The following is a 25,677-nucleotide window of genomic DNA, read 5'->3' on the forward strand; positions in this document are numbered from 1 at the left end:
ATTAAACAATTTCCGACTTACGAATTACGACTTACGAATTACGACTTACGACTTACGAATTACGACTTACGAATTACGACTTACGAATTACGACTTCTCCATGACCGCTTTTGCCCAACTCATAGGACAGCATCAAGCAGTAGAATTATTGACTCAAGCGATCGCGCAAAATCGCGTTGCTCCAGCTTATTTATTTGCGGGACCGGAGGGCGTGGGAAGGTGCATGGCAGCCAAATACTTTGTAGAACAATTATTCTGCTCTCAAATTCCAGATTCCAAGCAGCAACAAGTTCGCCAGCGCTTGCAGTTGGGGAATCACCCCGATGTTTTGTGGATCGAACCTCCGCAGCTTGAAGAAAAACGCAAAGCAGCACCAGTTATCCGCATCGAACAAATTCGCCACATCGAGCAATTTCTCAGTCGTCCACCTCTGGAAGCACCTCGTGCTGTAGTCGCGATCGAGTCAGCCGAATCTATGACAGAGGCAGCGGCAAATGCGCTATTAAAAACCCTGGAAGAGCCAGGACAGGCGACAATTGTGTTGATCGCTCCCTCTACTGCATCGTTATTACCAACGCTGGTATCGAGATGTCAGCGCATTCCTTTTTATCGCTTGGACTCTCAGTCTTTAGCTCAAGTACTACAACAAGTCGGCTACGCGCATATTTTGAGCCAACCAGCTATTTTGGCACTAGCGCAGGGCAGCCCAGGGGCAGCGATCGCGGCTTGGCAAAAGCTAGAGGTAATTCCGGCTGAATTACTGGCAAAACTTCAGCAGATGCCTCCATCTTGCCATGAAGCCCTAAATCTTGCGCGTCAAATCGATCGCACTCTGGATTTAGAAACTCAAATTTGGTTGGTAGACTATCTTCAGTATTGCTACTGGCAAAAGTTTTTGGCTAGCGAAATGCAGCACTTTCCCTTGGAAAAACTGGAGACAACTAGGCGTTACTTACTCTGTTATGCCCAGCCTCGACTTGTTTGGGAAGTAACGTTACTATGTTTGACAGATGTAGAAATGTTGCGGGGAACGCCTTTATATCTATAAATCACCCTATAGATAGTTGCTAATTTTGCCGTTGGCAAAAAAGCCCAAGGAGATCGCAATTGTTAAGAGTTACAAAAATTGCACTCTACTTTTGCCAAGTTTATGATTAATTTGCCAACAAGTGGATCTTTTTGCCAAAATTGCAATGAAAGAAAAATCTTTAGAAAGAGGTGTCGATGGTTTTCTGATTTTGCTGTTGCCGATAGCATTTGCGATCGTCATCTTCTTTACAACTTGGCCTTTACTGCTGGGGCTAGCAATCTTTAGTATTGGTTATAAAGTATGGCAGTACTATCAGTGGCAACAATGGAGTCGGCAAGTTAATCCCATTTTTTTGCAAGTCATTCAAGCTAATCAAGGTCGGATCGCGCCATTAGATTTAGCAATCAAGGCAAATTTGTCTGCTGCTACAGCTAAATACTATTTAGATAGTAAAGCAGCCGAATTTGGCGCTCAGCGGCAGGAATATAAAGACTTAGGGACAGTCTATTACTTTATCACCTCCAGCACTTTAGGCAGTATGCTGGACAAGAGCGAACCGCTTAAGGAATTAGAGCCAGCAAAAGAAAAAGCTCAGAATGCTCAGCAAATTGCCTCGCAGTCAGTTAAGCAAGCCGAATCGCTTCCGTTAGAAACTGTCTCAGCTTTTTCTCCTACTCCTAATGCTCCAGAAAGCGCAACCTCCATACAATTGCCACAGCCGGACGACACCGCAGTAGCTACAGAACAATCAATATCCCACAACCAAAGTCAACCTTTACCCCAAACCCTGATCCAGTCAGAACTGGCTAAGCGGCTGAATGTCTATTCCAGCACTGTGTATAAGCGGCGAGACGATCCAGATTTCCCTGAGTGGACTCGCAGTCGCGATCCTGATGGCATTTCCTGGGGATTTTCGGCTGAGACTAAGGAGTTTTATCGAATTTAGCCAGTTTTTGTTGGTTGGTTATTGTTGGTTGACAGTTAACGATTGACTCATAACTGGTCACTGGTCACTGATAACTGGTCACTGATAACTGACTTCCTCTAGCCTCGGAAATAGAGATCAAATCGTGTTTTGCCATTTTTTGCAACAATCCCGCGAGGATACGGTTGACTATACCGATTCCTTCGTAAATCCAGCTGGTGTAAACCTGGATCAGGCTAGCACCAGCGATAATTTTTTCCCAAGCATCTTCAGCCGTAAAAATTCCTCCAACACCAATAATTGGTAACTGTCCTTGAGTTTGTTGGTAGATAAACCGAATAATTTCTGTAGAGCGATCGCGTACGGGTAAACCGCTGATTCCTCCAGCTTCTTCGACAATTGATTTGCCAGTTTTAGCAATTATCTGCGTTTTTAATCCATCACGGCGGATTGTGGTATTAGTGGCAATAATTCCAGCCAATTGATAAGTTTGGGCAATGTCAAGAATATCGACGATCGCTTCCCACTCTAAATCGGGGGCAATTTTCACTAAAATCGGTTTTTTTCCCTGATTTTCCTGTTGTAAGGCATCTAAAATTAAGCCTAACTGAGCCGCGTCTTGGAGCGATCGCAACCCTGGAGTGTTTGGAGATGAAACGTTCACCACAAAATAGTCACCCCAGGCTTTCAACAACCGAAAACTGTCGAGATAGTCGGCTGCTGCTGCTTCTAAGGGAGTAATTTTTGATTTTCCTAAATTAATGCCTAAAGGTATTGGTCTAAAAGTAGGAGAATTATTGTTCTCAGCTAACCGTTGCGCCATCACCGCTGCGCCATGATTATTAAAACCCATGCGATTGAGAACGGCAAAGTCTTGAGGTAATCGAAATAGACGCGGACGCGGATTTCCTGGTTGAGGATGAAATGTCACCGTCCCCATTTCGGCAAAGCCAAAACCAAAATTCGACCAAATATGAGCCGCTACCCCATCCTTATCAAATCCAGCAGCTAATCCCAAAGGATTAGGAAAATCGATTCCCCAAAGTTGCTGTTGCAGTCGCGTATCTTGCAAGCCTGTAGATTTTTGCAGTTGCTCTAAAATCTGTTTCACACCAGGACGAGCGCGATTTCGATCCAGCCAATCTAAAGAACGAATGACGCGATCGTGCATCCACTCAGGATCGGCTTTAATTCCATCAAATAGAAAGGGTCTAATTGCAGATTTGTAAATATCCACTTGGTGAGGGAGTAGGGAGTAGGCAGTAGGCAGTAGGCAGTAGGGGAAGAGGTAAGAGATATGGTCACTGGTTAATGTCTCCAGCTCCTCTCTACAGTCCAATGGCGATCGCTCGATTGATAAATCCTCACACCCGGAATTTCGGCTTGAGTGACGAGTTGTTCGACCTCATCAATTGTAAAAGCTGCGTGCAGCGAATCGCGAAATAAATCTTTCTGGCGATCGCTGTATTCCGTACCAATTCCTTCAACTAACAGATCTATAGTCGCCGCATCACTTGGACGAATTAAATCTCTAATACAAATGGCTCCTTTGGGTTGTAATACTCGTTTGAGTTCTTGCAAAAAAGGTAAGGGATTCGGTAAGTGATGAACGAGACTATTAGAAATGACTAGATCGAAATAATCGTCAGGATAAGGTAAGCGCCTAGCGTCTACTATTTCTAAAATGATTCGATCTTGCAAGCCTGCGGCTTTGACGTTCTGAAAACCTAATTTCAACATATTTTCTGCCAAGTCAATTCCCCATATTTGCCAATGAGGATGTATTTGACTGAGAATAATTGGAATTCGAGCTGTACCAGTCCCCGCATCGAGAACTTTAGCTGTGTCCAACCGACATAACTCACTTGCGGTTTGAGCAAAAGCAGTGTTGACTTCTACGAAATCCATCGCATCATATTCAACTGCTTCCTCCCAAGAGTCCATCACTTCCGGTTCTAGAATTCTTAGTAATTTGTTATTGGTCATTGGGAAGTGAGTAGTGAGTAGTAAGTAGTGAATGGATAGTGAGGAGTGACGATTGACTAGAAAAGAATCCAGCCACTAGCCACTGTCAACTGATAACTGTCAACCGATCGCTTTGTACAGACGTTACATGTAACTGATAACTGATAACTAGTCACTCGATCGCCAGTTGCGCTAGTGTAGCTCCTAGCTGTACGCAGACAACCCCAAGTAGTGCGCTACCTAACCAATAGAGGCTAGCAGTTGCAATTTGATGGTTTCTTGCTAATGCTACCGTATCTAAGCCATAGGTGGAAAAGGTGGTGTAGGAACCTAAAAAACCTACTGCAACTAATAATCTAACTTCTGAAGAAATTGCGATCGCCCTTTCTAAAGCAAGGGTAGTGAAAAAACCCATCGCAAAACAACCTGTGAGGTTGATGAAAAAAGTTCCGTAGGGGAAACTCGTGCCGAAGCGTTGCACAAACCATAAAGTCAGATAATGGGACTTTAAAACTTTCTAAGCCCAAATATAGCCGAACTTAGCTCTGTGAGAGGCAAATACATCAACATGCTCATTAAGCCAGCGGACCAAACGAAACTCGACTGCGGTGCGGAATGCCTCCAATGCTTCGGCAAAGGTTTGTAAGGGTTTGGTTGCCCAACGTCTGCGGAATCCGCCGGTCAACTGATGCCAAAGGATGAAGGTGTAAGCGATGAACACTAAAACCCAATGACGCTTCATACTCAGAGCATCCCGAACTTGATACTCACTCAAACCCAACCAGCCCTTGGCTTCTCGATAGAAGACCTCCACCCAGTTGCGAGCAGAATATGTTTGAGCTACCCAAGCCGCACTGACTTGGTTGTCAGAGGCATTGGTGAGAAAGTAATCCACCTCCGTCGCTTGCTCGAAACTAGAGGCATTGAGTTGAATCGCCAGCCAGCGAGTGCCTTCGAGCTTCGGAACGTGAACTGGTAACAGCGCCACCCAAACTGTCCGGGGCTGCTCCAGATTGAGTTGCACAGGTGTGAACTGCTCCACTGCCAAGGTTTGAGCAATAGCTTCTAATCCCTGCTTACGAGCAGACTCATCACCTGATGTTTGAGCAGTAACTTGGCGGTTTTTGGCGATTGCTGCCACGTAAGTTAGGTTTCTCGACTCCAACTGCTTGAGAAAAGGCGTGTTATTACCGTAGCCTGCATCAATTACAGTCACACCCGGTCGATAACCGCGCTTCAAGCATTGGTCAACCAAGTCTAGAGCCAGGTCAGGTTTTTTCTGGAAGTTGGGGTCTGCCTTGCCTTGCTCGAATAAACTTGCGTGTTGATAGAGTGCAACATCTAACGGCAGACGTCGCACTCCATCATACAAGTAGGTAGTCAGCAGCACAATACCATTGTCAGTCTTGCCAATCTCCCCAATGTACTGCCGTCCTACCCCATCAGTAGCCGCACCACTTTTGCGATGTCCCGAATCATCTACAATCAATGTGAAACCTTGACTCGGGGTCGTCTGGCGACACTGGTGCATCACCTCCAACCGCCGATTATTTAGCTTGACTTCATCCCAAGGGGCATTGTTGAGAAAATGTCTGAGGCTGTTGTAGGAGCCATCTACTGTATTTGTGACCAGTTGGCTCAGGTTTTTGCGCTGACTCTCACCCAGCAGTCCCCCTAGATAAACACGAAATTCCTGCCGCTGCTTCTGACGCGAAAATACATCATCAAACCGACGACACCAGTTCTCAAAGCACTGCGGCATCGCTGCTGGTACTTGATCTTTCACCTTACGTTGCTCCTGTCGAGACTGACGTAAAACGCAACTCCTACCCGCATTCTAGCTCAATTTGCTCCATCTTTCTTACAAAGTCCCACTAATAGCGACTCAAAGCTCCAGCGATCGCACCAAAACTAATCGAGATCGGATTGCGAATTGCTGGCTGTTGCAGTGCTAACAGTTGTATCAAATCTTGCCAACTCATAATAATGACTAGTTGGTAGTAAGATGGGCATGGCTCACCTTACTATAAAATTATCTGTCATCTACAAACGATCGCTCGCTACTACAGCGATAGTAGTCAGTAGTTCTCGATCGCAACAGTTGTGAATGTCAATATTTTTGTATTCTAGTTATCAAATATTTTTAAACTACTGTTTTTTAACGTTTGATTCTGGATCGGTCTTCATATTTATTACTACCGATAGATCCAAAATCTGTATAGATAGTAGCAATTTAGTAATTTTCTTGAGAAAGAATTGTGACATGACACGATCGTGTTCTCTCACCCCTCATAAAGGTGAGTAGATCCGTACTCAAGGGGGAGGTTATCTGCCTCCTAAATCTGAATCAAGGTCGATACAATTAGAGTGCGCTTTGAGTAATGTTGTTCCTATACAAATTCAGCATTAATAACAGCATTACAAGGAGAAAATATCTGCAGAATCAGTTCAGAACAGTTGCACTGCTAGGTTTATTAAGTGGTTTATTAATTGCAATTAGCTACTGGATTCTTGGTGGTAGCGCTGGTGTCATAACTGGTATTGCCATTGCTGCAATTACCAACCTAGTATCTTGGTATCAGTCAGACAAGATCGCACTGGCAGCTTATCGCGCCCGACCGATTAGTCCCCAGCAAGCACCAGGACTATATCAAATGGTAAAACGGTTGTGCGATCGCGCTCGCTTGCCGATGCCTGCCCTGTACCTCATTCCCTCACGTGCAGCGAATGCTTTTGCAACTGGACGCGATCCCGAACACGCAGCTGTTGCTGTAACAGAAGGAATTTTAGAATTATTGCCTGAAGATGAATTAGAAGGTGTCATTGCTCATGAATTGACTCATGTTGCAAATCGGGACACCCTGACGCAAGCAGTTGCAGCAACGATCGCAGGGGCAATTTCTTTCCTGGCTCAAATGGCTAGCTATGGTTTATGGTTCTCTGCACCAACATCTAGAAATAATCGCGGTGGTGTCAACCCGATTGGAATATTACTGACAGTTACACTTGCGCCTGTTGCAGCAACAATTATTCAACTCGCTATTTCGCGGACGCGCGAATTCTCTGCTGATGCTGGTTCGGCACGGATAACTGGTAATCCTCGGGCTTTGGCGAGAGCGCTACAGCGGTTAGAAAGTGCTGCTAGACAGTTGCCGATGGTGGGTAATCCCGCTTTTGAACCGCTACTCATTGTGAATGCTTTTTCGGGACAATTTATGAGCGGATTGTTTTCCAGCCACCCTTCAACTGAAGCACGGATCGAGCAACTTTTAAAATTGGAAAGAGAGTTACCGCAGTCTACTAAGTTTTCCTTCGGTCAGTAGTCATCAGTTAAGCAAGCAATAGATCGCAAGTTACTCATTTAGGAGATCGAACCATGACTAATGAAATTGGCAATCAAGAAGACAACTCCGTGAGAATCGAAATCATTCCCCAAGATAGCAGCGCTCTTGTTGACGAGCAAATGCCTGGGGAAAGTGATGAAATTAAAAACGAAACAAAAGCCTTGATTGAAGCAATTAAAACCCGCGCTCAACTAGAGGCACAATCTGCCGGTTCTTTCACTCGCGAAACTTACATAGAAGCTGTACGTAAGGCAAGGGAGTTTGTAGAACGGAATCAGCCCTCGATCGAACGCGATCGCCTAGAAAACTCCTACGAACACCTCAAGCAAGAAGCCGAGAAGAACTGGGAATCGATTGCCAGAGAAATACACGAATTTGGCGATCGGCTGGCAGATGCAGCGAAAGCCGCTTGGGATACCTTTACTGCTCCCCGTGGTTCTAACCGCTAAGTATCTAATGAAAGAGTGTCAAGTATAAAATAGCGCTGTTTTAGAGCAGGAGAGTGGCGATCGCCACTCTCCTGTTTTTTATTGGTCAGATCGATAGAGTTCGATGTTTAACTCGCTTATCTAAATTTGCTGACAATCTTCAGAAAATCTTCGTAAAAACTCGTACCAGCCCTGTAGTAATTTTTAAAGTATCGAGTTTCTCAATTCGATGAACTTTTTGCAATCGCCAAAAATCTGCCATAGCTGTTGAAACTCGCCTTCAACAGCTTTTCTCCGTGCTGTTTTCAGAACTAATTTATATGAGAAAATTCGGATTTAGGGTTGTACTAATCGCAATGGCTGTGTCAATGTTCGTCCTCGCCATTGCCTCTAAAGGAAGTTTTGCTCAGGATTCTCGTCCCATTACTGCCAAAGCCAAGATCTTCGGTCCCGATATTGCTGGAGAATTAAAGCTACGGCAAATTAGTAATGGAGTTACTCTTGTCGATCTTTATCTGAAAGGAGATCCTGGCGTTCTCACACCAGGATTACACGGCATTCACTTCCACGAAAAAGCTATTTGTGATGAAGGAGCAGAACCCCGATTTAGTACTGCTGGCGGACATTTCGATCCAGGACCATTCGGTAGCTCCTTACCTGTCCAAGAAAATCACCCTTATCATTTAGGAGATTTACCAAATATAGACATTAATCAGAAAGGTGAGGGCAGACTGATAACTGCTACCAGTCGTATTACCCTTTACGAAAGCCCCGTCTCTCTATTTGATGAAGATAGCAGCGCTATCATCGTTCACCAATTACCCGATTTAATGATATCTGGAGGCACGGCAGCACAATCGGGCGGCGGTCGGCTTGCCTGTGGCGCGATCGAACAAAGCTAAACTTCTTGATTCTCCAGCAGATAATTGGCAAGGAATAAGTCAAAAGTTAAAAGTTAAAAGTCAAAATTAGCTATTCCCAAATGACAAATGACCAGTGACAAATGACTAATGAATCTTTCTTTGCCGATTATCTAGCTGCTAGCGTGCGTCTTGCCGTACCGCTAGCGTTTGCAGCTTTAGGGGGTCTTTATTCAGAGAGATCTGGGGTATTAAACATTGGCTTAGAAGGGATGTTGCTCGCTGGTGCTTTTGCTAGCGCGGCTGCAACATTTTACAGTAACAACGTTTGGCTAGGCGTATTAGCGGCTATTCTAGCTGGAGGTATGGTAGGGCTACTGCACGCACTACTGAGCGTGTCTTGGCGTGTCGATCAGTTAGTCTCTGGGTTGGCAATTAATTTAGTTGCTGCTGGCTTGACATCTTTTCTGGCGCGGCTGATTTTTAGCGGTGGTGCGCAGAAATTACCAGGTATTGAGGCGATCGCCATTCCTGGGTTAGTCAATATTCCCATAATTGGTTCTCTATTATTCGCGCAAAATATTCTAGTATATTTGCTAATTTTTCTGGTTGTATTTACGAATTACTTATTGTTTTACACTCATCCTGGCTTAACCCTCCGTGCTGTAGGGGAATATCCCCGTGCTGCGGATACGGCTGGAGTTTCCGTACTACTGGTGCGTTATTTCAGCGTCATTCTCAGCGGTTGTTTGGCGGGGTTGGGAGGAGCATACTTAAGTTTGGTACAGGTAAAATTTTTTGCCGAGGGGATGAGTGCTGGTAAAGGTTTTATTGCGATCGCCGCCCTGATTTTTGGTAAATGGCATCCCATCGGTACTACTTTGGCTTGCTTGCTATTTGGCGCTACCGAAGCTCTCCAACTTCGCATTCAAGCTCTGGGTGTTAATATTCCCTATCAATTTTTGGTCATGCTACCTTACGCGATCGCCCTTCTCGCCCTGGTTGGCTTAGCCGGAAAATCTTCTCCCCCATCTGCTTTAGGTCTTCCCTATCTCAAGGAAAAAAGCGAGTAGCAACCAGTGTAGAGAGGTTACATGTAACCTCTCTACACTTCATCTCGTGCCAAACAAGCGATCGCCTGCATCTCCTAAGCCAGGAACGATATAACCGTGTTCATCTAAGCGATCGTCAATTGCAGCAGTATAAATTGGTACGTCAGGATGTTGAGAATGGAAATGTTTAATTCCTTCGGGCGCAGCTAGCAAACAGACAAATTTTAAGGAGTAAGGGTTAATAGCTTTGAGACGATCCACGGCAGCTATAGCCGAATTCCCTGTTGCCAGCATTGGATCGACAATTAAGACATCTCGTTTTTCCACCTCATCGGGAACTTTGAAATAATACTCGATCGCTGTTAAAGTTTTGGGGTCGCGATACAAGCCTATGTGTCCTACCCGTGCGGAAGGCATCAACTCTAACATTCCATCCAAAATTCCTTGCCCTGCCCGTAAAATCGATACTATCACTAGCTTTTTATCGGGAGCTAGCATTGGCGCGTTTGTAGAGGCAATTGGCGTATCGATCGGTTCGGTTTTGAGCGGTAGATCCCGCGTTACTTCGTAAGCTAATAACAAGCTGATTTCTTTCAACAACGTGCGAAATTTTGCCGTACTAGTTTCGGCTTTCCGCATCAGCGTCAATTTGTGTTGGATTAATGGATGGTCGATAACATGAACTTCGGCTTGCATATTGGAGCAATAATAGATCTAAATACTTCTAAAAATAGCTTGCGAAAATAGAGCAAGCTTCATCATATACTGTATTTTTTGGAAACGATTCACTATGAGAGCAACAGAATTGCTCGCGAGTTATTTGTCAATCTCAATCAAGCAATAGTCAGTTATATAGCACTTACTAGCTAAAATATCTCTACTTTTTGAGCCTGAAACTTAGACACTAACTGACTCATAAGTCCCTTCGGATCGCCTTTCTAAAATCTCCTTCTAAAACATTTCGCAGCTTTACTAAAACGATGCATCAAAAAATATTTCTGCTGTAGTTAAAAATACAGAATTTTTTCGAGCTAGACGAAAAAGAGATGATTTAAGACAAAATTCAACATTGAATCTTGACAAATTGGTATGTTTAATGCATTGTTACTTGATATTATATTAGTAATTTATCCAATCATTTCTAAAAAATATCCTACCATTGAGAGCAAATGTAAATTAATATAAATTATTGCACGATATTTGTACTGAGACTTGAGAAATAAATAGAGGTTCATAAGTGTCCATTGGGTAACTGAACCGCTACTCACAGTATATGGGTGGAAGTTCGTACTGATGACAAGCCAGCTAGGGTCATGACACGCATGGGGAGAACGTTGACAAGACTTCCAAATGTAAAGTTTGATGCCTTGCTGGCTAGGAACTCACTCTATTAGTCACAGCGTCGGTAAGATTGCTGAATAAAAAGAGATGAAAGTTTCATCATTACGACCTGAAACACCACATACTGCCAACCCAAGCAGCTCCAAAAGGTAGTAGGTAGGAAGAATGCAGGTTGTTATGCAAACTGTAAAGCAGGGATTGGAGGAGTGCCATCTCATGAGTAAGTTGGCAACAGACCTGATACAAAGTTGGCGATCGCATCTAGGCACTGAATGTCCAGAACAAAGCGATGCCACGAGAGAGAGTATCATTCGTTGGTTAGTCGGCAACGCGATCGAAGATTGGGAACAACTTAGCACCAACGAACAAGCGATCGCCAAACAAGCGATGGAATATCGCTTTCGCATCTTCAAGCAACGTTATTTAGGAATGCCACCAGAGCGCGCCTATCGTCAATTGATGACAAGGCTTTGTAGTTTGGAGTTGTTGCGCAATAAAATCCGCACGCTCGTATCTATGAGTCGCGATCGCCAGCGTCAAGTTACAGAAGTATTGCAAGAAGTACTACAAGAATTATTGCAAAGCGATCGCTATATGCAACAGCAAATAGCTTGGATTGCTGAGTGTACGGACGACCTAAAATTACGCAACGCTCTGCTATTTGCTAGTTTAGAAGAATATTGCTTGCGCCCGATCCGCAGTCAACCCTTATTGGTCTATCGCTTTGTCAATTATTTGCGCCGCACGGCACGGGGAGGAGTCACACAAGTTCCTGTCAATAATAAATTACGCCTGCTGTCTGAAGAAATACTAGGCGATGATAGCGATAACTCCTTTAGCTTGTTAGATCCTAAAGCAGTCGCAGACTATCAAGAAGAACAAAGCTTAGAAGAACAGCAAACCGCGCGACAGCTAGTGAAACAAGAATTTTCTAGCTATCTCGAAGAAAATCTGGGAACTACTGCCGCACAATGGCTCCAGCTTTACTTACAAGGTAAGTCGCAAGAAGCGATCGCTGCTCAGTTAAACATCTCAGTTAAAGAGATCTATCGTTTGCGAGAGAAAATTAACTATCATGCCGTACGGGTATTTGGACTCAAACATAAACCGGAACTCGTGAGCGAATGGCTGGAGACTTCCCTTATAGAACACAACATGGGACTGACACAAAACCAGTGGGAAGACTTTTTAAGGCAATTAACTCCAATTCAACAACAAATCGTCCAGTTGAAAAAAGCGAATCAGAATAATGAAGAAATTGCGAAAACCTTGAATTTAAAGAGCCATCAGGTTATGACTGAATGGGGTAAACTCTACTTGATAGCTCAAGAAATGCGCAGCCAAGCATGAGGAATTTCACCTCAACTTATTATTTCCGTTTCTCCATTCAAATCTCTGTAAACTAAAGTACTTAACCGTTGCGTGTTTTTACTGAACGCGAATACATTGAGAGTGTTAGTATACAGAAAAATATTCTAATTTTATGGTAGAGTTTCATTCCCAAAATGATGAGCCAGCAAGCGGTAGACTCCAACTGAATACCGAGCAAATCTACAGCCTCATTGATAGAATGCTGCCTTTTGAAGCTTGCTTATATCATCAAGTTTTGCATGTAGCTGTAGAGGGACAAAACCTAATTTTGGGAATGGTAAATCTAGACGATACTGCTGCCATAGAATACGTCGAACGGATCGCTGCATATTTAAAATACACTTTAGTACTCCAGGCGCTCGACTCAGAAGACCACCGCCAGCTCATGTCAGCCTACTTAAATCGCTCAAAAAACAACGATTTAAGCTCAGATAAGCTGCACTCCATTGCTGCGGGATATCCTGGTGCGTCTGCTGCTAAACCTACAACTGACAGACCAACAGGACTCAGCCCGAATGACAAACCGACGCTTATTTTAGCTGACGAGCGAGAAAATATTGCAGCCCGGAAGACTTCTCAGCCACAAACGCCACAACCCACACCTTCTCGATTGGATGAAATTAAGACACCGCAATCCCAACAATCTGCTGTTAGACATTCTGGTTTAGGTGGAATTAAATCGGCACAATCTCAACAAACTGCTGCTAAACCATCTGGTCTAGGCGGGAGCGGAACGCCAAAGTCCCAGCAAAAATCTCCAGCAAACTTAACTCCATCAGGTTTGTCGGCGATTAAAGTACCAGCTAGTTATTCTACTAACTCAGTCGAGTCCCTCAAAACCCTACCTCCCAAGAAACTCGTACGAGAATTACTCGGACGGGTTTTAGAAAAAGGCATTGGACGGCTTTATTTTGAGCGCAAGTCGCCACAGCAAGGGCGGATCGTGTGTAGCCAAGATGGAAACTTGCAGTGCGTGCTAACAGAAGTTCCAGCAAAGCTGTTTCAAGAGGCGATCGAACAACTGAAAGAATTGACGCACATGCCTCTTGCGCCAGCGAAGGAAGCAAAACAGGTAGAGATCGAGCGTTTTTATCATGGCGAAGAGTGTTATTGCGCCTGCGCGTCATGCCAGGTAGCAACGGCGAACAAGCAACTTTACAAGTTTTGCGCGGAGAAGCCTTAGAGTTTTATCAACAACAACAAATAGATACTTTAAGCCGCGACGCAATGGCGATCGCCAACCAGCTTCAGAAAAAGTTGCGCCAACTGCAAGAACGAGCTAGCATCGACGCTGAAGAACATGGCGAAAGATACCAGTCTCTCCTCGCTCTCAATCAAATCATCGAAAACGTAGAGCGGCAATTGGAACAGCTGAAGCAGTGACCTGTGTTATGAGGGAGTCGAGAGTCAGTAGGGGCGGGTTTAGAAAGCCGCCCGTACAGGAGTCGGGGAACAGAGCAGAGGGGCTTCAGGGGCTTCAGAGGCAGAGGAGGCTAGGAAACAACCAACAACCACTAAAGAGTTGTTAGATTTATCCTAAGTCCAACAACTCACTACCATTGATGACTGAAGCTACATTAACTCAAGTTGGTAAGATTTCTAGCTTTACACCAACAATTCATTATCAAGTTGCCATGCCTCAACCAGAAAATCATCTGTTTGAGGTTGTTTTGCATTTAAGCGGTTGGAAATTGCCAGTATTAGATTTAAAAATGCCAGTTTGGACACCAGGTTCTTACTTGGTGCGAGAATATGCCAAACACTTACAAGATTTTTCTGCCAGCGCGGGGGAACAGGCTTTAGCGTGGCAGAAGTTAAGTAAAAATCACTGGCAAGTAGAAACAGGCGATCGCTCTGACATTACTGTACGCTACCGCATCCATGCTAACGAGCTGTCAGTAAGGACGAATCACCTCAATGCGACTCACGGCTATTTTAACGGTGCGGCTATCTTCTGTCGCCTCCCAGGACTAGAACAGCAACCGATCCAAGTCGCGATCGCACCACCAAGATCGGATTGGCGCGTCACAACTCCTCTACCAGCAGTACCGGGGCAAACCAACACGTTTACTGCCACAGATTTTGATACGTTGGTAGACAGTCCGTTTGAAATTGGCTGTCACCAATCGTATCAGTTTGAGGTGTCGGGTAAGTCGCACGAACTGGCGATTTGGGGTAAAGGTAATGCCGATGCTGCCAAGATGATTCCCGATATTAAAAAGATTATCGAGGTAGAAGCAGAACTATTTGGTGGTTTACCTTACGACAAGTACATATTTTTGTTGCATCTAGCGTCACAAAATAATGGTGGGTTAGAGCATAAATTTGCTTGCTCGTTGATTTATTCTCGCTTTGGGTTTCGCGATCGCGACAAGTACGAGCGCTTCATGCAACTTGTTGCCCACGAATTTTTTCACCTTTGGAATGTTAAGCGAATTCGTCCAAAAGCATTAGAGGTTTTCGATTACGATAACGAAAATTACACGCCGTCGCTGTGGTTTTGTGAAGGGACAACTAGCTATTACGATTTAGCTATTCCTTTACGGGCGGGTATTTATAACGATAAGACTTATTTGAAGAATTTGAGTAAGGAAATTACTCGCCTACAAACTACGCCAGGACGACTCGTACAGCCTGCTTCTGAGTCGAGTTTTGATGCTTGGATTAAGCTATATCGTTACGACAATAATACTAACAATTCCCAAATTTCCTATTATCTAAAAGGAGAATTAGTCTCGCTTTTACTCGATTTGTCGATCCGAGAGAAACATCAAAATCGGCGCTCGCTAGATGATGTAATGCGTCTGATGTGGCAGCAATTCGGCAAAGATGAAATTGGTTTTACTCCGGCACAGTTAAAACAAGTTATTGAATCTGTGGCTGGAGCAAATTTAGATGATTTCTTTAAAAGCTACATTGATGGTACGGAAGAATTACCTTTCGATCGTTATCTCGAACCCTTTGGGTTGAAATTAGTCGCAGAAGATGAGGAATCCGTGCCTTATATAGGTATGAAAGTGCAAGCAGAAAATGGCAAGGACGCGATTAAATTTGTGGAGATCGATGCACCAGCACAGCGAGCCGGAATCGAGCCTGGGGATGAATTACTAGCAATTGATGGCTTAAAAGCAACAGCAAATAATCTGAGCGATCGCCTGCGAGATTACCAACCAGGAGATGCGATCGAAGTTACAGTTTTCCATCAAGAAGAACTATGCACTCATACTGTGACTTTAGCTGCTCCTCGTCCTAGTCGCTATCAAGTTGTCCCAGTAGAAAATCCCTCTCCGACTCAAAAACACAACTATGAGGGATGGCTTGGGAGTCGCTGTTAATATCTCCTTTTTTAAAAAAGGCTGTCTCAAAGTTCGAGCAGCCTTTTGCACTGTTACCAAGAGAATGGGTTTAAAACCGCGTCCTTCTATGCTGGGCAGTATGTCAAAGCTATTGTAGAGCGAAAGCCGACAGCACTCTACCCAATCCTCAAAGTGGTAGCGGCAGATTCTTGAGTTCCCTTGTTATCCTAGTTAATGAGTCTTGGGAGCCACAAAATCAAACAGCGCAGACTCAACCTGCTGTTGGTTAATAGTTATCTGTCGCTAGAAGAAGACAAGGGACAGGAAAAAAACAGAACTTTTCTGAGATACGCGAAAGGCACTATTGAAGGATATATTTTTAATAATCTACTTCAGATTGTCTTATCGGAATATACATGAAGTCTTATCTCGCTGCTGCCGTTCAAATGACTAGCGTGCCTGACCTAGAGAAAAATTTGGTACAGGCTGAAGAATTAATCGAACTTGCCGTCCGTCAAGGCGCGGAGTTGATTACCTTGCCGGAAAACTTCTCTTATTTGGGACGGGAAGAGGATAAAATTGCCCAAGCAGCAGCGATCGCCTCGAAAAGCGAAAAATTTCTCCGAACTGTCGCGCAACGGTTTCAGGTAACAATTCTCGGCGGCGGGTTTCCCGTACCAGTTGACGATCGCAAAGTTTATAATACAGCCTTACTGATTGGACCAAGTGGGGAAGAACTCGCCTGCTATCAAAAGGTACACTTATTTGATGTCAACTTACCCGATGGCAATACTTACCGCGAATCCAGTACCGTACAAGCTGGAACGCAGTTACCAGTAGTTTATCCCTCTACAGAATTGGGTCATCTAGGGCTTTCCATTTGCTACGATGTCCGCTTTCCCGAACTCTACCGCCACTTAGCATACAAGGGAGCCGATGTGATGTTTATCCCAGCGGCTTTTACGGCATACACTGGTAAAGACCATTGGCAAATCTTGTTACAAGCTAGAGCAATTGAAAATACTTGTTATATTCTTGCCCCCGCGCAGACAGGGAAACATTACGCCCTACGTCAGTCTCACGGACATGCAATGGTTATCGATCCTTGGGGAGTTATTTTAGCCGATGCAGGCGATCGCCCAGGAGTGGCGATCGCGGAAATTAATCCCGTTCGTCTCGAACAAGTCCGCCGCCAAATGCCTTCGTTACAGCATCGGGTATTTGTTTAACTAGCAATTAGCAAAAATGTAGGGCGGGCAATGCCCACCCTACGCTTGTCTGGCAACGCTGTGTTGAATTACACGGTTGCAGTCTTTTTGGTGATAGCGTTTAATTCGCCCTTAGCATACTTAGCAGCAAAATCATCGGTAGAAATTTGCTTGATCTTGCTAGCGTTGCCAGCAGCGCTAAATTGCTGATAGCGGTCGGCACAGACTTTTTGCATGTACTTGATGGAAGGCTTCAGGAAGTGGCGGGGGTCGAATTCTTTAGCATCTTTAGCTAGAGCTTCCCGTACCGCAGCAGTGATTGCCAAGCGGTTGTCGGTATCGATATTTACCTTCCGTACTCCACTCTTGATCCCTTTTTGAATCTCTTCAACTGGCACGCCGTAGGTCTCGGGAATTTTTCCGCCGTACTGGTTGATTAGAGCCAGTAAGTCTTCGGGTACTGAGGAAGAACCGTGCATGACCAAGTGAGTGTTGGGCAAACGACGGTGGATTTCTTCAATGCGGCTAATCGCCAAAATTTCACCTGTTGGCTTGCGGGTAAACTTGTAAGCGCCGTGGCTGGTTCCAATTGCCACTGCCAAAGCATCTACTTGAGTTTGCTCTACGAAATCAACTGCTTGATCTGGATCTGTTAACAATTGATCCTGGGATAACTTACCCTCAAAACCATGTCCGTCTTCAGCTTCACCCATGCCAGTTTCTAAAGAACCCAAGCAACCGAGTTCGCCTTCTACGCTAACGCCTAGAGCGTGAGCTACTTTTACAACTTCGCGGGTAACGTTGACATTGTATTCGTAGCTAGCTGGGGATTTAGCATCAGCTTCTAGAGAACCATCCATCATGACACTGGTAAAGCCATTTTTGATTGCTGAATAGCAAGTAGCAGGCTCGTTACCATGATCTTGATGCATGGCAATAGGAATATAAGGATAAGTTTCTACTGCTGCCAAAATTAGGTGACGCAGGAAATTTTCACCTGCATACTTACGAGCGCCACGAGAGGCTTGTAGAATCACGGGGCTGTCTGTTTCTTTAGCAGCCTGCATGATTGCTTGGATCTGCTCCATGTTATTCACGTTGAAAGCTGGAATGCCGTATCCATTCTCTGCCGCGTGATCCAACATCAGCCGCATTGGTACGAGCGCCATACAATGTCCTCCTAGTTTTGTTATCAGCTAGTTGCTTTGAACGAGCGTGTTTATTACGCTAATCTTAAGATAAATTTCAGATCATTACTAGAGACTTAGATTTAGAGATGAGGTAAGGTGCTGGGATACCTTCACCACGATCGCTTTATTGCTGCTTTGGAGCCAAAGCCAATTTGTCCAGCGTTTACTGTTACTTGAACGCTAGACAAACATATCGAGTTAAAAATATGGGTCGCCTGGGATTCGAACCCAGAACTATTCGGTTAAAAGCCGAGTACTCTACCGTTGAGTTAGCGACCCTTTTGCGTTTTTGCAACTTTACTAGTTTACCAGAAGTTACTGGATTTGTGCAAGCACTTATTCAAAGTCACTGCATTTCGCGCCAGTTGCAAGAAAAAAATTTTCTCCCCTGCTATGCGGCTAAAAGGCGCGAGGACACCTCGCGTCCTCCGCCCGCTTCCCTACTCCCTGCTCTCTGTTCCCTTCCCTGGCTAGTTGGGATACCAAAACATCCCCTTAATCCCTTCAGGATCGGTCATAAAACCCATACCCCGATAAAAATCTACCACATGAGGGTCGGCAAACAGAGTAATGTTGCTGATGTCCTCAGCACGAAGTTTTTTAATTGCGTATTTCATCAATGCCTTACCTAGCCCCTTTCCCTGAAAGCTAGGATGCACGACGACATCCCAAATAGTAGCGTTGAAGGCATGATCTGAAGTAGCACGGGCAAATCCAATTAGCCTTCGCTGAGTTCCTCGTACTTGCCACATCGACACGACGAGAAAGCTGTGCTGAATCGCTTTTTTAACCTTACGGAGAGGACGACGCGCCCAACCGACAGCATCGCAAAGTTCTTCCAACTCGTAAAGGTCGATGTTGCGATCGGTGCTAAAAACAATACTTTCACCATTTAGAGCAGAAAAGCCCATAGATTCGACGGCTTCCTCCTCTACTGGCGCTGTCTTGGTTCCGGTAGCAGTTTCAGAACCGCTAAACCAGCCTTTCCAAAAACCCATGCCAATGCAATTTATGAGATAGAAACGATATTGACGACACGAACTAGTATGATACTTCTAGTTTTTCTAGTTTCGCTGTTCTTACCCAAGTTCTAACGTCTACTTTCCCACCACCCGATTCAAGCAGCAGTTTGGTTGCCAGATGAATGCCCTAGTGTGAGAGACACAGAATTAGAGTTGAAGTACAACTAGCTTACTCATAACCAGCCATTTTTAACTTTAGCACCTTAAAGGAATTAGGGGTAAGAGGCAAGCGGCAAGTGGCAAGAAGGAAACTTCTAGGGCAAGCGTTCTGTCAAAAGAAAGAAGTAAAGATAAACTCTACAACTGCTGAGGTAGCGTTAAGGCTAGGATAGAAGCATGGCAACCATAGAGATTGCGGGAGTGCGTCACGTTTACGAGTTGACTGCACCGACGACTTTTCCCCATGCTTTGGTATTCGTTCACGGTTGGCTGCTCAGCCGTGCCTACTGGCAACCTCTGATTGAAAGGCTGGCAGTAGACTATCAATGTTTATCTTACGATTTGCGTGGCTTTGGTCAATCTCACGCCATTTCTTCTCAAGAGAAGGCTGAAGCAGATACTCGGGATCTGGCGCTAAATGGCTCCAATGCTACAAAAGAAGATAGTTCTCCCTATTCACCCACTGCTTATGCTCGCGATTTGAAATGTTTATTGCAGGAACTTAACATTTCCAGCGCTTGGTTGATCGGTCACTCCCTTGGCGGGACGATCGCGCTCTGGACGGCTCAGCAAATGCCCCAGTCCGTACAGGGGGTCATTTGCGTGAATGCTGGTGGCGGAATTTATCTGAAGGAATCTTTCGAGCAATTTCGCGCAGTTGGGACTCAGTTGGTGAAACTTCGTCCCCGTTGGTTGCCTTTATTACCGTTAGTCGATTTATGGATGACGCGGGCAAATGTCGCCAGGGCGATCGCCCGCTCGTGGGGTCGTCAGCGAATTGTCGATCTGGCGATCGCTCATCCAGAAGCAGCTCTAGGAGCGCTTCTAGACTCTACTACGGAGACTGAAATTAATCGCCTACCACAGATCGTGTCACAGCTCCAACAACCAGTTTATTTTTTGGCAGGAGACAAAGACAAGATTATGGAACCAAAATACGTCCGCCATCTCGCCAGTTTTCACCCCTTGTTTCAAGCCTGTGGCGAAAATGCGATCGAAATTCCTGAATGCGGACATTTGGCAATGTTAGAACAAACAGATATGGTCGCCGAGCAAATTCGAGCTATAGTGACGCAGTACAAATAGTCCTCACCCCTCCAAAACAGCATGAATTGGCAGCTAGAAGAGTCAGAGTTACAGCAAATTGCTATTATCGTCTTGAGTTTAGCCGATAAGTGTCGGGGAGATAATCTCGCTCTTTTAGCCTTACTGCGACAGTTAGAGCAATTGCATCGGGAAATTCGGGATGGCTTATTTCAAGAATCTTTGCCAGATAATCGTCAAGCACTTTACGCTTTACTAAAAGACGTTGAAACTACGGGCGGTTGGCCTTATATCGAACGGCTGAGAATACAGCAGTTGTTGGCAAACTGGCAGTTAGAAGAGGACAAAGGAGACAACTTAAGTGTCTAGTGACTAGGTATCAGGTAACTAGATTCTTCAAGCCACTGATACTAGCTGCTAGTCACTGACAACTAACGACCGATCGTCTGCCGATTTTTATTACTTTGTAGCTATAAAGTCAATCACTCAAAGAAGTTTAGTAGTAAGCTTTGAGAGTATAATGTTGGTATGGATACCATAAGAGAACGCAACATAGTATAAAATTTTCTTTAAGTTAACCGAAACTATATGTAGACTTGTAACGTCTAGGATTGATAACTGGGAAGTAGGCTTCCCGATTGTGGTGCATGAGGATTTGAATATGGCTGAAATTCGCGACCTAGCTCTCCAGGCAATTAAAACTGGATATCTGACATTGGAAGCTGAAGAGAAATTGCGTTATCTGATGTCACATCACTACGGACAAGAAGATTTTCTGGCTTTCATGCGATTGCAAGAAGCCGCTATGCAAGGCAGGGTTAGACAGGAATCGCGGGAGCGGCTAAAGCGAAGGCACTTGAGCGTAGCGATCGCATCACGGACGTAACTAAGTCTGACGCTAAATTATTTTTCTGAACGGGGCGAATCGTCCTCGTTATCCACTTTCCAATCTTCGTCATCCACAAATCCCCAATCATCGTCATCGTTATTTTGAGGGCGGTTACTGGGTGATGGCGAAGACGGATTTTGTTGTTTGTAGGGTGGGGTAAGAACGCGGTACTCGGCATCATAGACTGATTCGGTTCTACCTATACCTGAATTTTTTGGTTCGCGAGCGCTATAGGAGTAAACTGAAGCAGAGCGATCGCTACTTTTGGGTTCATTAGGTTCGTTAGCATCATTGCTAGTTGGGCGATTGGTCTCATCGCTAGCATAGTTTTTTTGCCACTCTTGGGGTTGACGCTGAGTGTCTTGAGGAACGTAATCCCAGTCATCATCAAGGTTGCTACTGCGTTTTCTGTCCGCAACAGCGCGATCGGTATACTCTTGGCGATCGGGAGCTGGCGTGGTGGGTTCTGTATCTTCAGTAAAGTTCCAATCGTCATTAGCTGTAGTGTCCCATCCGTCCGATTCCTGCACGGATGTTTGAGTTTGTCGTGGAGAACTAGCAGCAGTATAGCTGTAGGTATTTGTTTTAGGAGGGTCTGGCGTTTTGTGAGGATTTTTCTCTTCTGTAGCAAACCGAGTCGAAGTTTTTGCGGCTCGACGGCGCTGCTTTTTCGCTCTCGGTTGGGCAAAATAGCTAGTGATTTGAAAACAACTGGCAATGAATATTGAGGTCATTGCACCAGCAGCAATACTAAACAAAATCCAGATTGACAGAGGTAATGCCTGAGTTTGTCCGCCTAAAAATACCAAAGACAGTACTGGTGTCCAGTTTTGCACTAGCAGTACCGTCAGACCTCCCAGTAATATCAATAAAAGAAAGAAGCGGATGGCAGCCATAATTTTGAGGGGTAAGGGGTGAGGAGTGAGGAGCGAGAGAAAGGGGAGAAAAGAGCTGAGAGCGACGCTTTAGTAAGCACCGTCAACAGTCATGCGAGGTGCAAGGGAAAGGGGAGCAACTACCAATTACCAATGCGCAATTTCCTCACTCCTCACTCCGGACTTCGTCCCGCTTCGCTAACACTCCTCGCTCCTTCCTACTCCCTATTATCGTCCTTGCCATCGTTCGAGTGGAATGCAGTCGATATCGAGTTGATCTAAGGTACGGGCAACGACAAAATCCACTAAGTCTTCGACGGTTTTTGGATTGTGATACCAAGCAGGGATTGCTGGCACAATTCTAGCGCCTGCCTCCGCTAACGTGGTGAGGTTGCGGAGGTGAATCAGACTAAAGGGGGTTTCTCTAGGCACGACAATTAGCTTGCGCCCTTCTTTCAACTGGACATCAGCAGCGCGTTCGAGCAAGTCGGAACTCAAACCATTGGCAAGCTTTGCTACCGTACTCATACTACAAGGCATGACTATCATTCCCAGCGTACGAAACGAGCCACTGGCAATGTTAGCGCCGACATCTCCCCAAGGATAGCAGCGGAGTTTTCCTAGAGATTCTACCCTTGCCTGCTGTCGCCAAAATTGTTCTTGTTGCAAGGGTTCTACAGGCATCCGAATATTTTGTTCCGCTTGCCAGACCATGTAGGTTGATTTGGAGGCAACTAGCTCGATCTCATAGTCTGCCTCCAAGAGATATTTCACCGCTCGGACGGCATAAATTAACCCCGATGCCCCGCTTACACCCAGGATTAGCGGTAGATTATTCCTCATCGTCAAAATACGTGTCTGAGTCGTCGCTCAAGTCGTTATCGAGGGGTGAGGTGTCCTCTAGCCGATCGCCACTAAGCATTCGATCGCCGTTGACTGTCACTAAGTCGATTTGCTGGCGGTAGTAGTCTACGCTCTTGACTTGCACGGAAACGCGATCGCCTAAACGATATGCAGCACGGTTTTTCCGTCCAAATAAAGCTTGTTGTCTGCCGCGATACTCGTACCAGTCATCTTTAAGAGAACTGACGTGGACTAAACCTTCGACTCGCAACGTTCTGCCTTTAGTGTCGGAGACTTCTATTTCCACGAAAAAGCCGTAGGACTGGACTCCGGTAATAATGCCTTCAAACACGTCGCCGATGCGCTGTTTCATCAGTTGAGCTTTTTGTAACCCAACTAAATCGTCTTCGGCTTCCTGAACTTCCTTGTCTCGCTCGTTCAACTGCGCGATTGCACCTGCGATATAAACTTCTAGCTCCTGCTGCGTTTCTGGAGGCAAGACATTCCAGCCAATTTTGCCATGAGAGGAGCTATGACGTAAATTTATGCTGTCTTTTGCCCGTGTAGTCCGACGATCGCGCCCTTGCTCGAATACTGTATGTAAGACTCGCTGAACGATTAGATCGGCAAACCGCCGCAAGGGAGCGTGAGAGTGGGTGTAGCCAGGTAGAGCCAAGCTAAAGTATGGCTGGAATTTACTGCTGTAGGCACTCGGCTTCAGCGTATCCCGTAACAAATAAGTCAAGACTTGTTCTGCTTGGGGCGATCGCGCAAACTGCTCGGTAAATTCTTGGTAGTCTCCTGCATGGACGGTATCTTCTCGATCTAAGCCCAGCTCTACTCCTAAGTTAGCTGCTAGCTTGATTGTTTCTTGCACGTCTTCGACATCGGGAGGCGGTTGAATGCGATAAATCGCAGGCACGCCCAAAGCGTTTAGATGCTCGGCAACAACTTGATTTGCTAATAAAAGCAACTCAGTGACCAATTCGGAGAGTTTGGGTTCTCCTTGAGTCAGGACTCCTAACCTGCCTTCGTCGTAGTAGGAGTACTGACGGGGTGGTAAGTTGAGGGCAAAGCTACCTCTAGCTTGTCTTTGCTCTTGCAAAGCTTTGCTTAATACTGCTAGCTGCCCTACTTTTTCTACCACTGCGGCTGGTAGTCCTAGTTCTGCGGTGCGATCGTTCAGAATATTCTCTACAACTTCAGCATCGAGTTGGTAATCGACTTGGATCGCGCTCGGTTGAATTTCAAACTCCACGATTTGTCCGGTTGCTGCATCCAAAGTCAGCAGAACGGAAATGGCACGGCGATCGCTTTCTGGCTCGAATGCACTCCGTTGCGCTACCGCATCGGGGAATAAAGGCAGAATTTTTTCTCCCAGGTAAACACTGCTGGAACGTTTCAACCCTTCACGATCTAAAGGCGTATCTGGTTCGATAAAGTAGGCAAGATCGGCAGTATGAACTCCTAATTGCCACTGTCCCGTCGTCGTTTTTTCCAAAGTAAAAGCATTTTCAACATAGGTCGTATCGTCCGCTGACTCTCGGAAACTTAAGGTGAGGAGCGGACGCAGATCGCTTCTGGTTTTGAATTCTTTGCGGCTAATTTGAGCTGGTAATTCGACCGCTGCTTCAAGCACGGATGAGGAAAAGGCGCGGGGTAAGTTGTGCTTGCACGACACCAACTCTACATCTGAGGCGGCTTCGGCATCGCTGCCTAAAACTTGTACGACTCTACCTAAAGGAGGATATTGGGCAATGGGATAGCGGAGGATTTCTACATGTACCAAATAGTCAATCGCTTGTGCTAAGTCGTGACCGTCGGGTTGCAGTTCGATTTCAAATAGGAGGCGATCGTCTAGAGGAACAGCTCTAAAATTAGTATCTGTTTGCTTGATTCTTGCTAACAGACTTTGATTTGCCCGTTCTAAAATGAGTTGGACTTCGCCTTCGGGACTGCGACGACGACTACCTTCTTTCGTCAGTTTCACTAAAACGCGATCGCCATTCCAAGCATTACTTAGATGGCTTTCGCGAATGTAGATATCTTCTGCTCCCTCAGCTTCTTGAATTGCAAAGCAAAAACCTTTACTAGAACAACGAAGTTTAGCCTCAATTGTTCCTTCTTCTCTTACCCGACGATACTTACCGTGTTCCTTAACCAAAACGCCGATTTTTTCTAGTACGTCTAGGGCAATAAATAACCTTTGAATACTACTTTCGTCTTGATAATCTAGTTTTTTTTCTAGGGCTTTTGCTGCAACTAATTTATCACTTGTGAAATTACCTAGTAGTGTAGCGATTGAAAACTCCATGTAGCGAGCCGACCTCCGGTCAAAATATCATACTTCTTGTTGTCTGGGTTAGGCAGTCAGCTATCTCTGACTGCCTGTGGAAAATAGGCTTTTTCCTTTTATCTCTACCATTAGCCAGATCTTTACCACTGGGCGCAACTTTGGCTTTGGTAGGGTGAAACAGTTGGGACTTCTAACAGCAGTATCTCACCCAACTCCCAAAATAACCTTTGTTACTAGGAAAGGCGAGAGGGTTGCATCATCAAGGTCTATACTCTACACAACGGATGTAGTAATGCTGCGTGCGAGTCGGTCGCCTCTCACCAACAGATATATAGCCACAAATAAATCGCAGCTAGGCAGTGAGATAACGAGGATTGAAGTGTCAAAAGATGTAACACTTGTGATGCAGTAGGATTTGCCCGATTGAGTTGAAATACCATTTACTCAGTTTTGTTACACTCTCTTCAAAAAGTCGGTAACATTTGAGTAAGCAGTACGCCATCTACTAAAATTGGCTATCCCCATTCTATTTTAGGAAA

The 25,677-nt window shown here is 45.2% G+C and carries 24 protein-coding genes and 1 tRNA gene; 14 read left to right on the forward strand and 11 right to left on the reverse strand.

What is annotated here, in order from left to right; all coding sequences use genetic code 11:
* Positions 1 to 100 precede the first annotated feature (100 nt).
* Together holB and N4J56_RS27465 are read left to right on the forward strand one after the other, a co-directional pair.
* The gene (gene holB, locus N4J56_RS27460) at positions 101 to 1,048 is read left to right on the forward strand and encodes a DNA polymerase III subunit delta' (RefSeq protein WP_317109328.1); all 948 of its coding nucleotides are present in this window, start codon (positions 101 to 103) and stop codon (positions 1,046 to 1,048) included.
* Positions 1,049 to 1,193: 145 nt separating this feature from the next.
* Positions 1,194 to 1,976, forward strand: a complete 783-nt coding sequence (locus N4J56_RS27465) for a hypothetical protein (RefSeq protein ID WP_317109329.1) — start codon at positions 1,194 to 1,196, stop codon at positions 1,974 to 1,976.
* Positions 1,977 to 2,040: 64 nt separating this feature from the next.
* Here N4J56_RS27465 and N4J56_RS27470 read toward each other — a convergent pair whose 3' ends face one another.
* The 4 genes from N4J56_RS27470 to N4J56_RS27485 all read right to left on the reverse strand — a co-directional run bounded on the left by N4J56_RS27470 (position 2,041) and on the right by N4J56_RS27485 (position 5,706).
* A complete protein-coding gene (locus N4J56_RS27470; RefSeq protein WP_317109330.1) occupies positions 2,041 to 3,192 on the reverse strand; it encodes a quinone-dependent dihydroorotate dehydrogenase in 1,152 nt (383 codons plus the stop codon).
* Between the two features lie 71 nt (positions 3,193 to 3,263).
* The gene (locus N4J56_RS27475; protein WP_317109331.1) at positions 3,264 to 3,941 is read right to left on the reverse strand and encodes a class I SAM-dependent methyltransferase; all 678 of its coding nucleotides are present in this window, start codon (positions 3,939 to 3,941) and stop codon (positions 3,264 to 3,266) included.
* Between the two features lie 151 nt (positions 3,942 to 4,092).
* The gene (gene crcB, locus N4J56_RS27480; protein WP_317110718.1) at positions 4,093 to 4,416 is read right to left on the reverse strand and encodes a fluoride efflux transporter CrcB; all 324 of its coding nucleotides are present in this window, start codon (positions 4,414 to 4,416) and stop codon (positions 4,093 to 4,095) included.
* Between the two features lie 21 nt (positions 4,417 to 4,437).
* On the reverse strand, positions 4,438 to 5,706 hold the full coding sequence (locus N4J56_RS27485; protein WP_317104593.1) for an IS701 family transposase: 1,269 nt from the start codon (positions 5,704 to 5,706) through the stop codon (positions 4,438 to 4,440).
* 595 nt (positions 5,707 to 6,301) lie between these two features.
* Here N4J56_RS27485 and N4J56_RS27490 point away from each other — a divergent pair.
* From N4J56_RS27490 to N4J56_RS27505, 4 genes are all read left to right on the forward strand, one after another.
* A complete protein-coding gene (locus tag N4J56_RS27490) occupies positions 6,302 to 7,243 on the forward strand; it encodes a M48 family metalloprotease (RefSeq protein ID WP_317109332.1) in 942 nt (313 codons plus the stop codon).
* A 53-nt stretch (positions 7,244 to 7,296) separates the two neighbouring features.
* Positions 7,297 to 7,713: a hypothetical protein gene (locus N4J56_RS27495; RefSeq protein ID WP_317109333.1), complete on the forward strand. Its 417-nt coding sequence runs from the start codon at positions 7,297 to 7,299 to the stop codon at positions 7,711 to 7,713.
* Between the two features lie 335 nt (positions 7,714 to 8,048).
* Positions 8,049 to 8,594, forward strand: coding sequence for a superoxide dismutase family protein (locus tag N4J56_RS27500; RefSeq protein ID WP_106168179.1), 546 nt, complete (start codon positions 8,049 to 8,051; stop codon positions 8,592 to 8,594).
* 101 nt (positions 8,595 to 8,695) lie between these two features.
* Complete coding sequence (locus N4J56_RS27505) at positions 8,696 to 9,625, forward strand: ABC transporter permease (RefSeq protein ID WP_317109334.1); 930 nt, start codon at positions 8,696 to 8,698, stop codon at positions 9,623 to 9,625.
* A 39-nt stretch (positions 9,626 to 9,664) separates the two neighbouring features.
* Here N4J56_RS27505 and upp read toward each other — a convergent pair whose 3' ends face one another.
* A complete protein-coding gene (upp, locus tag N4J56_RS27510) occupies positions 9,665 to 10,300 on the reverse strand; it encodes a uracil phosphoribosyltransferase (protein ID WP_317109335.1) in 636 nt (211 codons plus the stop codon).
* An 810-nt stretch (positions 10,301 to 11,110) separates the two neighbouring features.
* On the opposite strand from upp, the gene N4J56_RS27515 reads away from it, so the two are divergent.
* From N4J56_RS27515 to N4J56_RS27535, 5 genes are all read left to right on the forward strand, one after another.
* Positions 11,111 to 12,295, forward strand: coding sequence for a HetZ-related protein 2 (locus N4J56_RS27515; RefSeq protein WP_317109336.1), 1,185 nt, complete (start codon positions 11,111 to 11,113; stop codon positions 12,293 to 12,295).
* A gap of 133 nt (positions 12,296 to 12,428) precedes the next feature.
* Positions 12,429 to 13,499, forward strand: a complete 1,071-nt coding sequence (locus N4J56_RS27520; protein WP_317109337.1) for a hypothetical protein — start codon at positions 12,429 to 12,431, stop codon at positions 13,497 to 13,499.
* Positions 13,442 to 13,699, forward strand: coding sequence for a hypothetical protein (locus N4J56_RS27525; protein WP_317109338.1), 258 nt, complete (start codon positions 13,442 to 13,444; stop codon positions 13,697 to 13,699). Before N4J56_RS27520 ends, N4J56_RS27525 begins: the two co-directional genes overlap by 58 nt.
* Positions 13,700 to 13,878: 179 nt before the next feature.
* Positions 13,879 to 15,651, forward strand: coding sequence for a M61 family metallopeptidase (locus tag N4J56_RS27530; protein ID WP_317109339.1), 1,773 nt, complete (start codon positions 13,879 to 13,881; stop codon positions 15,649 to 15,651).
* Between the two features lie 377 nt (positions 15,652 to 16,028).
* The gene (locus N4J56_RS27535) at positions 16,029 to 16,841 is read left to right on the forward strand and encodes a carbon-nitrogen hydrolase family protein (RefSeq protein ID WP_317109340.1); all 813 of its coding nucleotides are present in this window, start codon (positions 16,029 to 16,031) and stop codon (positions 16,839 to 16,841) included.
* Positions 16,842 to 16,909: 68 nt separating this feature from the next.
* Here N4J56_RS27535 and fba read toward each other — a convergent pair whose 3' ends face one another.
* The 3 genes from fba to N4J56_RS27550 all read right to left on the reverse strand — a co-directional run bounded on the left by fba (position 16,910) and on the right by N4J56_RS27550 (position 19,008).
* Positions 16,910 to 17,989 (reverse strand): class II fructose-bisphosphate aldolase, encoded by a 1,080-nt coding sequence (gene fba / locus N4J56_RS27540; protein WP_015156797.1) that lies wholly within the window; start codon positions 17,987 to 17,989, stop codon positions 16,910 to 16,912.
* Between the two features lie 228 nt (positions 17,990 to 18,217).
* Positions 18,218 to 18,289: transfer RNA gene (locus N4J56_RS27545), tRNA-Lys, on the reverse strand.
* Between the two features lie 191 nt (positions 18,290 to 18,480).
* The gene (locus N4J56_RS27550; protein ID WP_015156799.1) at positions 18,481 to 19,008 is read right to left on the reverse strand and encodes a GNAT family N-acetyltransferase; all 528 of its coding nucleotides are present in this window, start codon (positions 19,006 to 19,008) and stop codon (positions 18,481 to 18,483) included.
* A gap of 360 nt (positions 19,009 to 19,368) precedes the next feature.
* On the opposite strand from N4J56_RS27550, the gene N4J56_RS27555 reads away from it, so the two are divergent.
* The 3 genes from N4J56_RS27555 (at position 19,369) to N4J56_RS27565 (ending at position 21,121) form a co-directional block, all read left to right on the forward strand.
* Complete coding sequence (locus tag N4J56_RS27555) at positions 19,369 to 20,277, forward strand: alpha/beta hydrolase (protein ID WP_317109341.1); 909 nt, start codon at positions 19,369 to 19,371, stop codon at positions 20,275 to 20,277.
* 21 nt (positions 20,278 to 20,298) lie between these two features.
* Positions 20,299 to 20,604, forward strand: coding sequence for a hypothetical protein (locus tag N4J56_RS27560; protein ID WP_317109342.1), 306 nt, complete (start codon positions 20,299 to 20,301; stop codon positions 20,602 to 20,604).
* A gap of 292 nt (positions 20,605 to 20,896) precedes the next feature.
* Complete coding sequence (locus N4J56_RS27565) at positions 20,897 to 21,121, forward strand: hypothetical protein (RefSeq protein WP_015156802.1); 225 nt, start codon at positions 20,897 to 20,899, stop codon at positions 21,119 to 21,121.
* 17 nt (positions 21,122 to 21,138) lie between these two features.
* On the opposite strand, the gene N4J56_RS27570 is transcribed toward N4J56_RS27565, so the two are convergent.
* The 3 genes from N4J56_RS27570 to N4J56_RS27580 form a co-directional block, all read right to left on the reverse strand.
* Positions 21,139 to 22,020, reverse strand: coding sequence for a LapA family protein (locus tag N4J56_RS27570; protein ID WP_317109343.1), 882 nt, complete (start codon positions 22,018 to 22,020; stop codon positions 21,139 to 21,141).
* Between the two features lie 207 nt (positions 22,021 to 22,227).
* A complete protein-coding gene (locus tag N4J56_RS27575; RefSeq protein ID WP_317109344.1) occupies positions 22,228 to 22,842 on the reverse strand; it encodes a flavin prenyltransferase UbiX in 615 nt (204 codons plus the stop codon).
* The gene (locus tag N4J56_RS27580; protein WP_317109345.1) at positions 22,832 to 25,156 is read right to left on the reverse strand and encodes a ribonuclease R; all 2,325 of its coding nucleotides are present in this window, start codon (positions 25,154 to 25,156) and stop codon (positions 22,832 to 22,834) included. The genes N4J56_RS27575 and N4J56_RS27580 overlap by 11 nt, the downstream gene beginning before the upstream one ends.
* Positions 25,157 to 25,677: the final 521 nt, after the last annotated feature.

Origin of the sequence: Chroococcidiopsis sp. SAG 2025, from assembly GCF_032860985.1 — a bacterium.
In the GTDB taxonomy this organism is placed as follows: Bacteria; Cyanobacteriota; Cyanobacteriia; order Cyanobacteriales; family Chroococcidiopsidaceae; genus Chroococcidiopsis.

Excerpts from the sequence above, each read along its gene's own strand:
- N4J56_RS27575 (WP_317109344.1), bottom strand. The coding sequence starts at position 22,842 with ATGAGGAATAATCTACCGCTAATCCTGGGTGTAAGCGGGGCATCGGGG.
- N4J56_RS27565 (WP_015156802.1), top strand. The coding sequence starts at position 20,897 with ATGGCTGAAATTCGCGACCTAGCTCTCCAGGCAATTAAAACTGGATAT.
- fba (WP_015156797.1), bottom strand. The coding sequence starts at position 17,989 with ATGGCGCTCGTACCAATGCGGCTGATGTTGGATCACGCGGCAGAGAAT.
- N4J56_RS27475 (WP_317109331.1), bottom strand. The coding sequence starts at position 3,941 with ATGACCAATAACAAATTACTAAGAATTCTAGAACCGGAAGTGATGGAC.
- N4J56_RS27525 (WP_317109338.1), top strand. The coding sequence starts at position 13,442 with ATGCCAGGTAGCAACGGCGAACAAGCAACTTTACAAGTTTTGCGCGGA.
- N4J56_RS27555 (WP_317109341.1), top strand. The coding sequence starts at position 19,369 with ATGGCAACCATAGAGATTGCGGGAGTGCGTCACGTTTACGAGTTGACT.
- N4J56_RS27535 (WP_317109340.1), top strand. The coding sequence starts at position 16,029 with ATGAAGTCTTATCTCGCTGCTGCCGTTCAAATGACTAGCGTGCCTGAC.
- N4J56_RS27520 (WP_317109337.1), top strand. The coding sequence starts at position 12,429 with ATGGTAGAGTTTCATTCCCAAAATGATGAGCCAGCAAGCGGTAGACTC.
- N4J56_RS27530 (WP_317109339.1), top strand. The coding sequence starts at position 13,879 with ATGACTGAAGCTACATTAACTCAAGTTGGTAAGATTTCTAGCTTTACA.
- upp (WP_317109335.1), bottom strand. The coding sequence starts at position 10,300 with ATGCAAGCCGAAGTTCATGTTATCGACCATCCATTAATCCAACACAAA.
- N4J56_RS27465 (WP_317109329.1), top strand. The coding sequence starts at position 1,194 with ATGAAAGAAAAATCTTTAGAAAGAGGTGTCGATGGTTTTCTGATTTTG.
- N4J56_RS27550 (WP_015156799.1), bottom strand. The coding sequence starts at position 19,008 with ATGGGTTTTTGGAAAGGCTGGTTTAGCGGTTCTGAAACTGCTACCGGA.
- N4J56_RS27570 (WP_317109343.1), bottom strand. The coding sequence starts at position 22,020 with ATGGCTGCCATCCGCTTCTTTCTTTTATTGATATTACTGGGAGGTCTG.
- N4J56_RS27515 (WP_317109336.1), top strand. The coding sequence starts at position 11,111 with ATGCAGGTTGTTATGCAAACTGTAAAGCAGGGATTGGAGGAGTGCCAT.
- holB (WP_317109328.1), top strand. The coding sequence starts at position 101 with ATGACCGCTTTTGCCCAACTCATAGGACAGCATCAAGCAGTAGAATTA.
- N4J56_RS27500 (WP_106168179.1), top strand. The coding sequence starts at position 8,049 with ATGGCTGTGTCAATGTTCGTCCTCGCCATTGCCTCTAAAGGAAGTTTT.
- N4J56_RS27505 (WP_317109334.1), top strand. The coding sequence starts at position 8,696 with ATGACTAATGAATCTTTCTTTGCCGATTATCTAGCTGCTAGCGTGCGT.
- N4J56_RS27490 (WP_317109332.1), top strand. The coding sequence starts at position 6,302 with ATGTTGTTCCTATACAAATTCAGCATTAATAACAGCATTACAAGGAGA.
- N4J56_RS27580 (WP_317109345.1), bottom strand. The coding sequence starts at position 25,156 with ATGGAGTTTTCAATCGCTACACTACTAGGTAATTTCACAAGTGATAAA.
- N4J56_RS27560 (WP_317109342.1), top strand. The coding sequence starts at position 20,299 with ATGAATTGGCAGCTAGAAGAGTCAGAGTTACAGCAAATTGCTATTATC.
- N4J56_RS27495 (WP_317109333.1), top strand. The coding sequence starts at position 7,297 with ATGACTAATGAAATTGGCAATCAAGAAGACAACTCCGTGAGAATCGAA.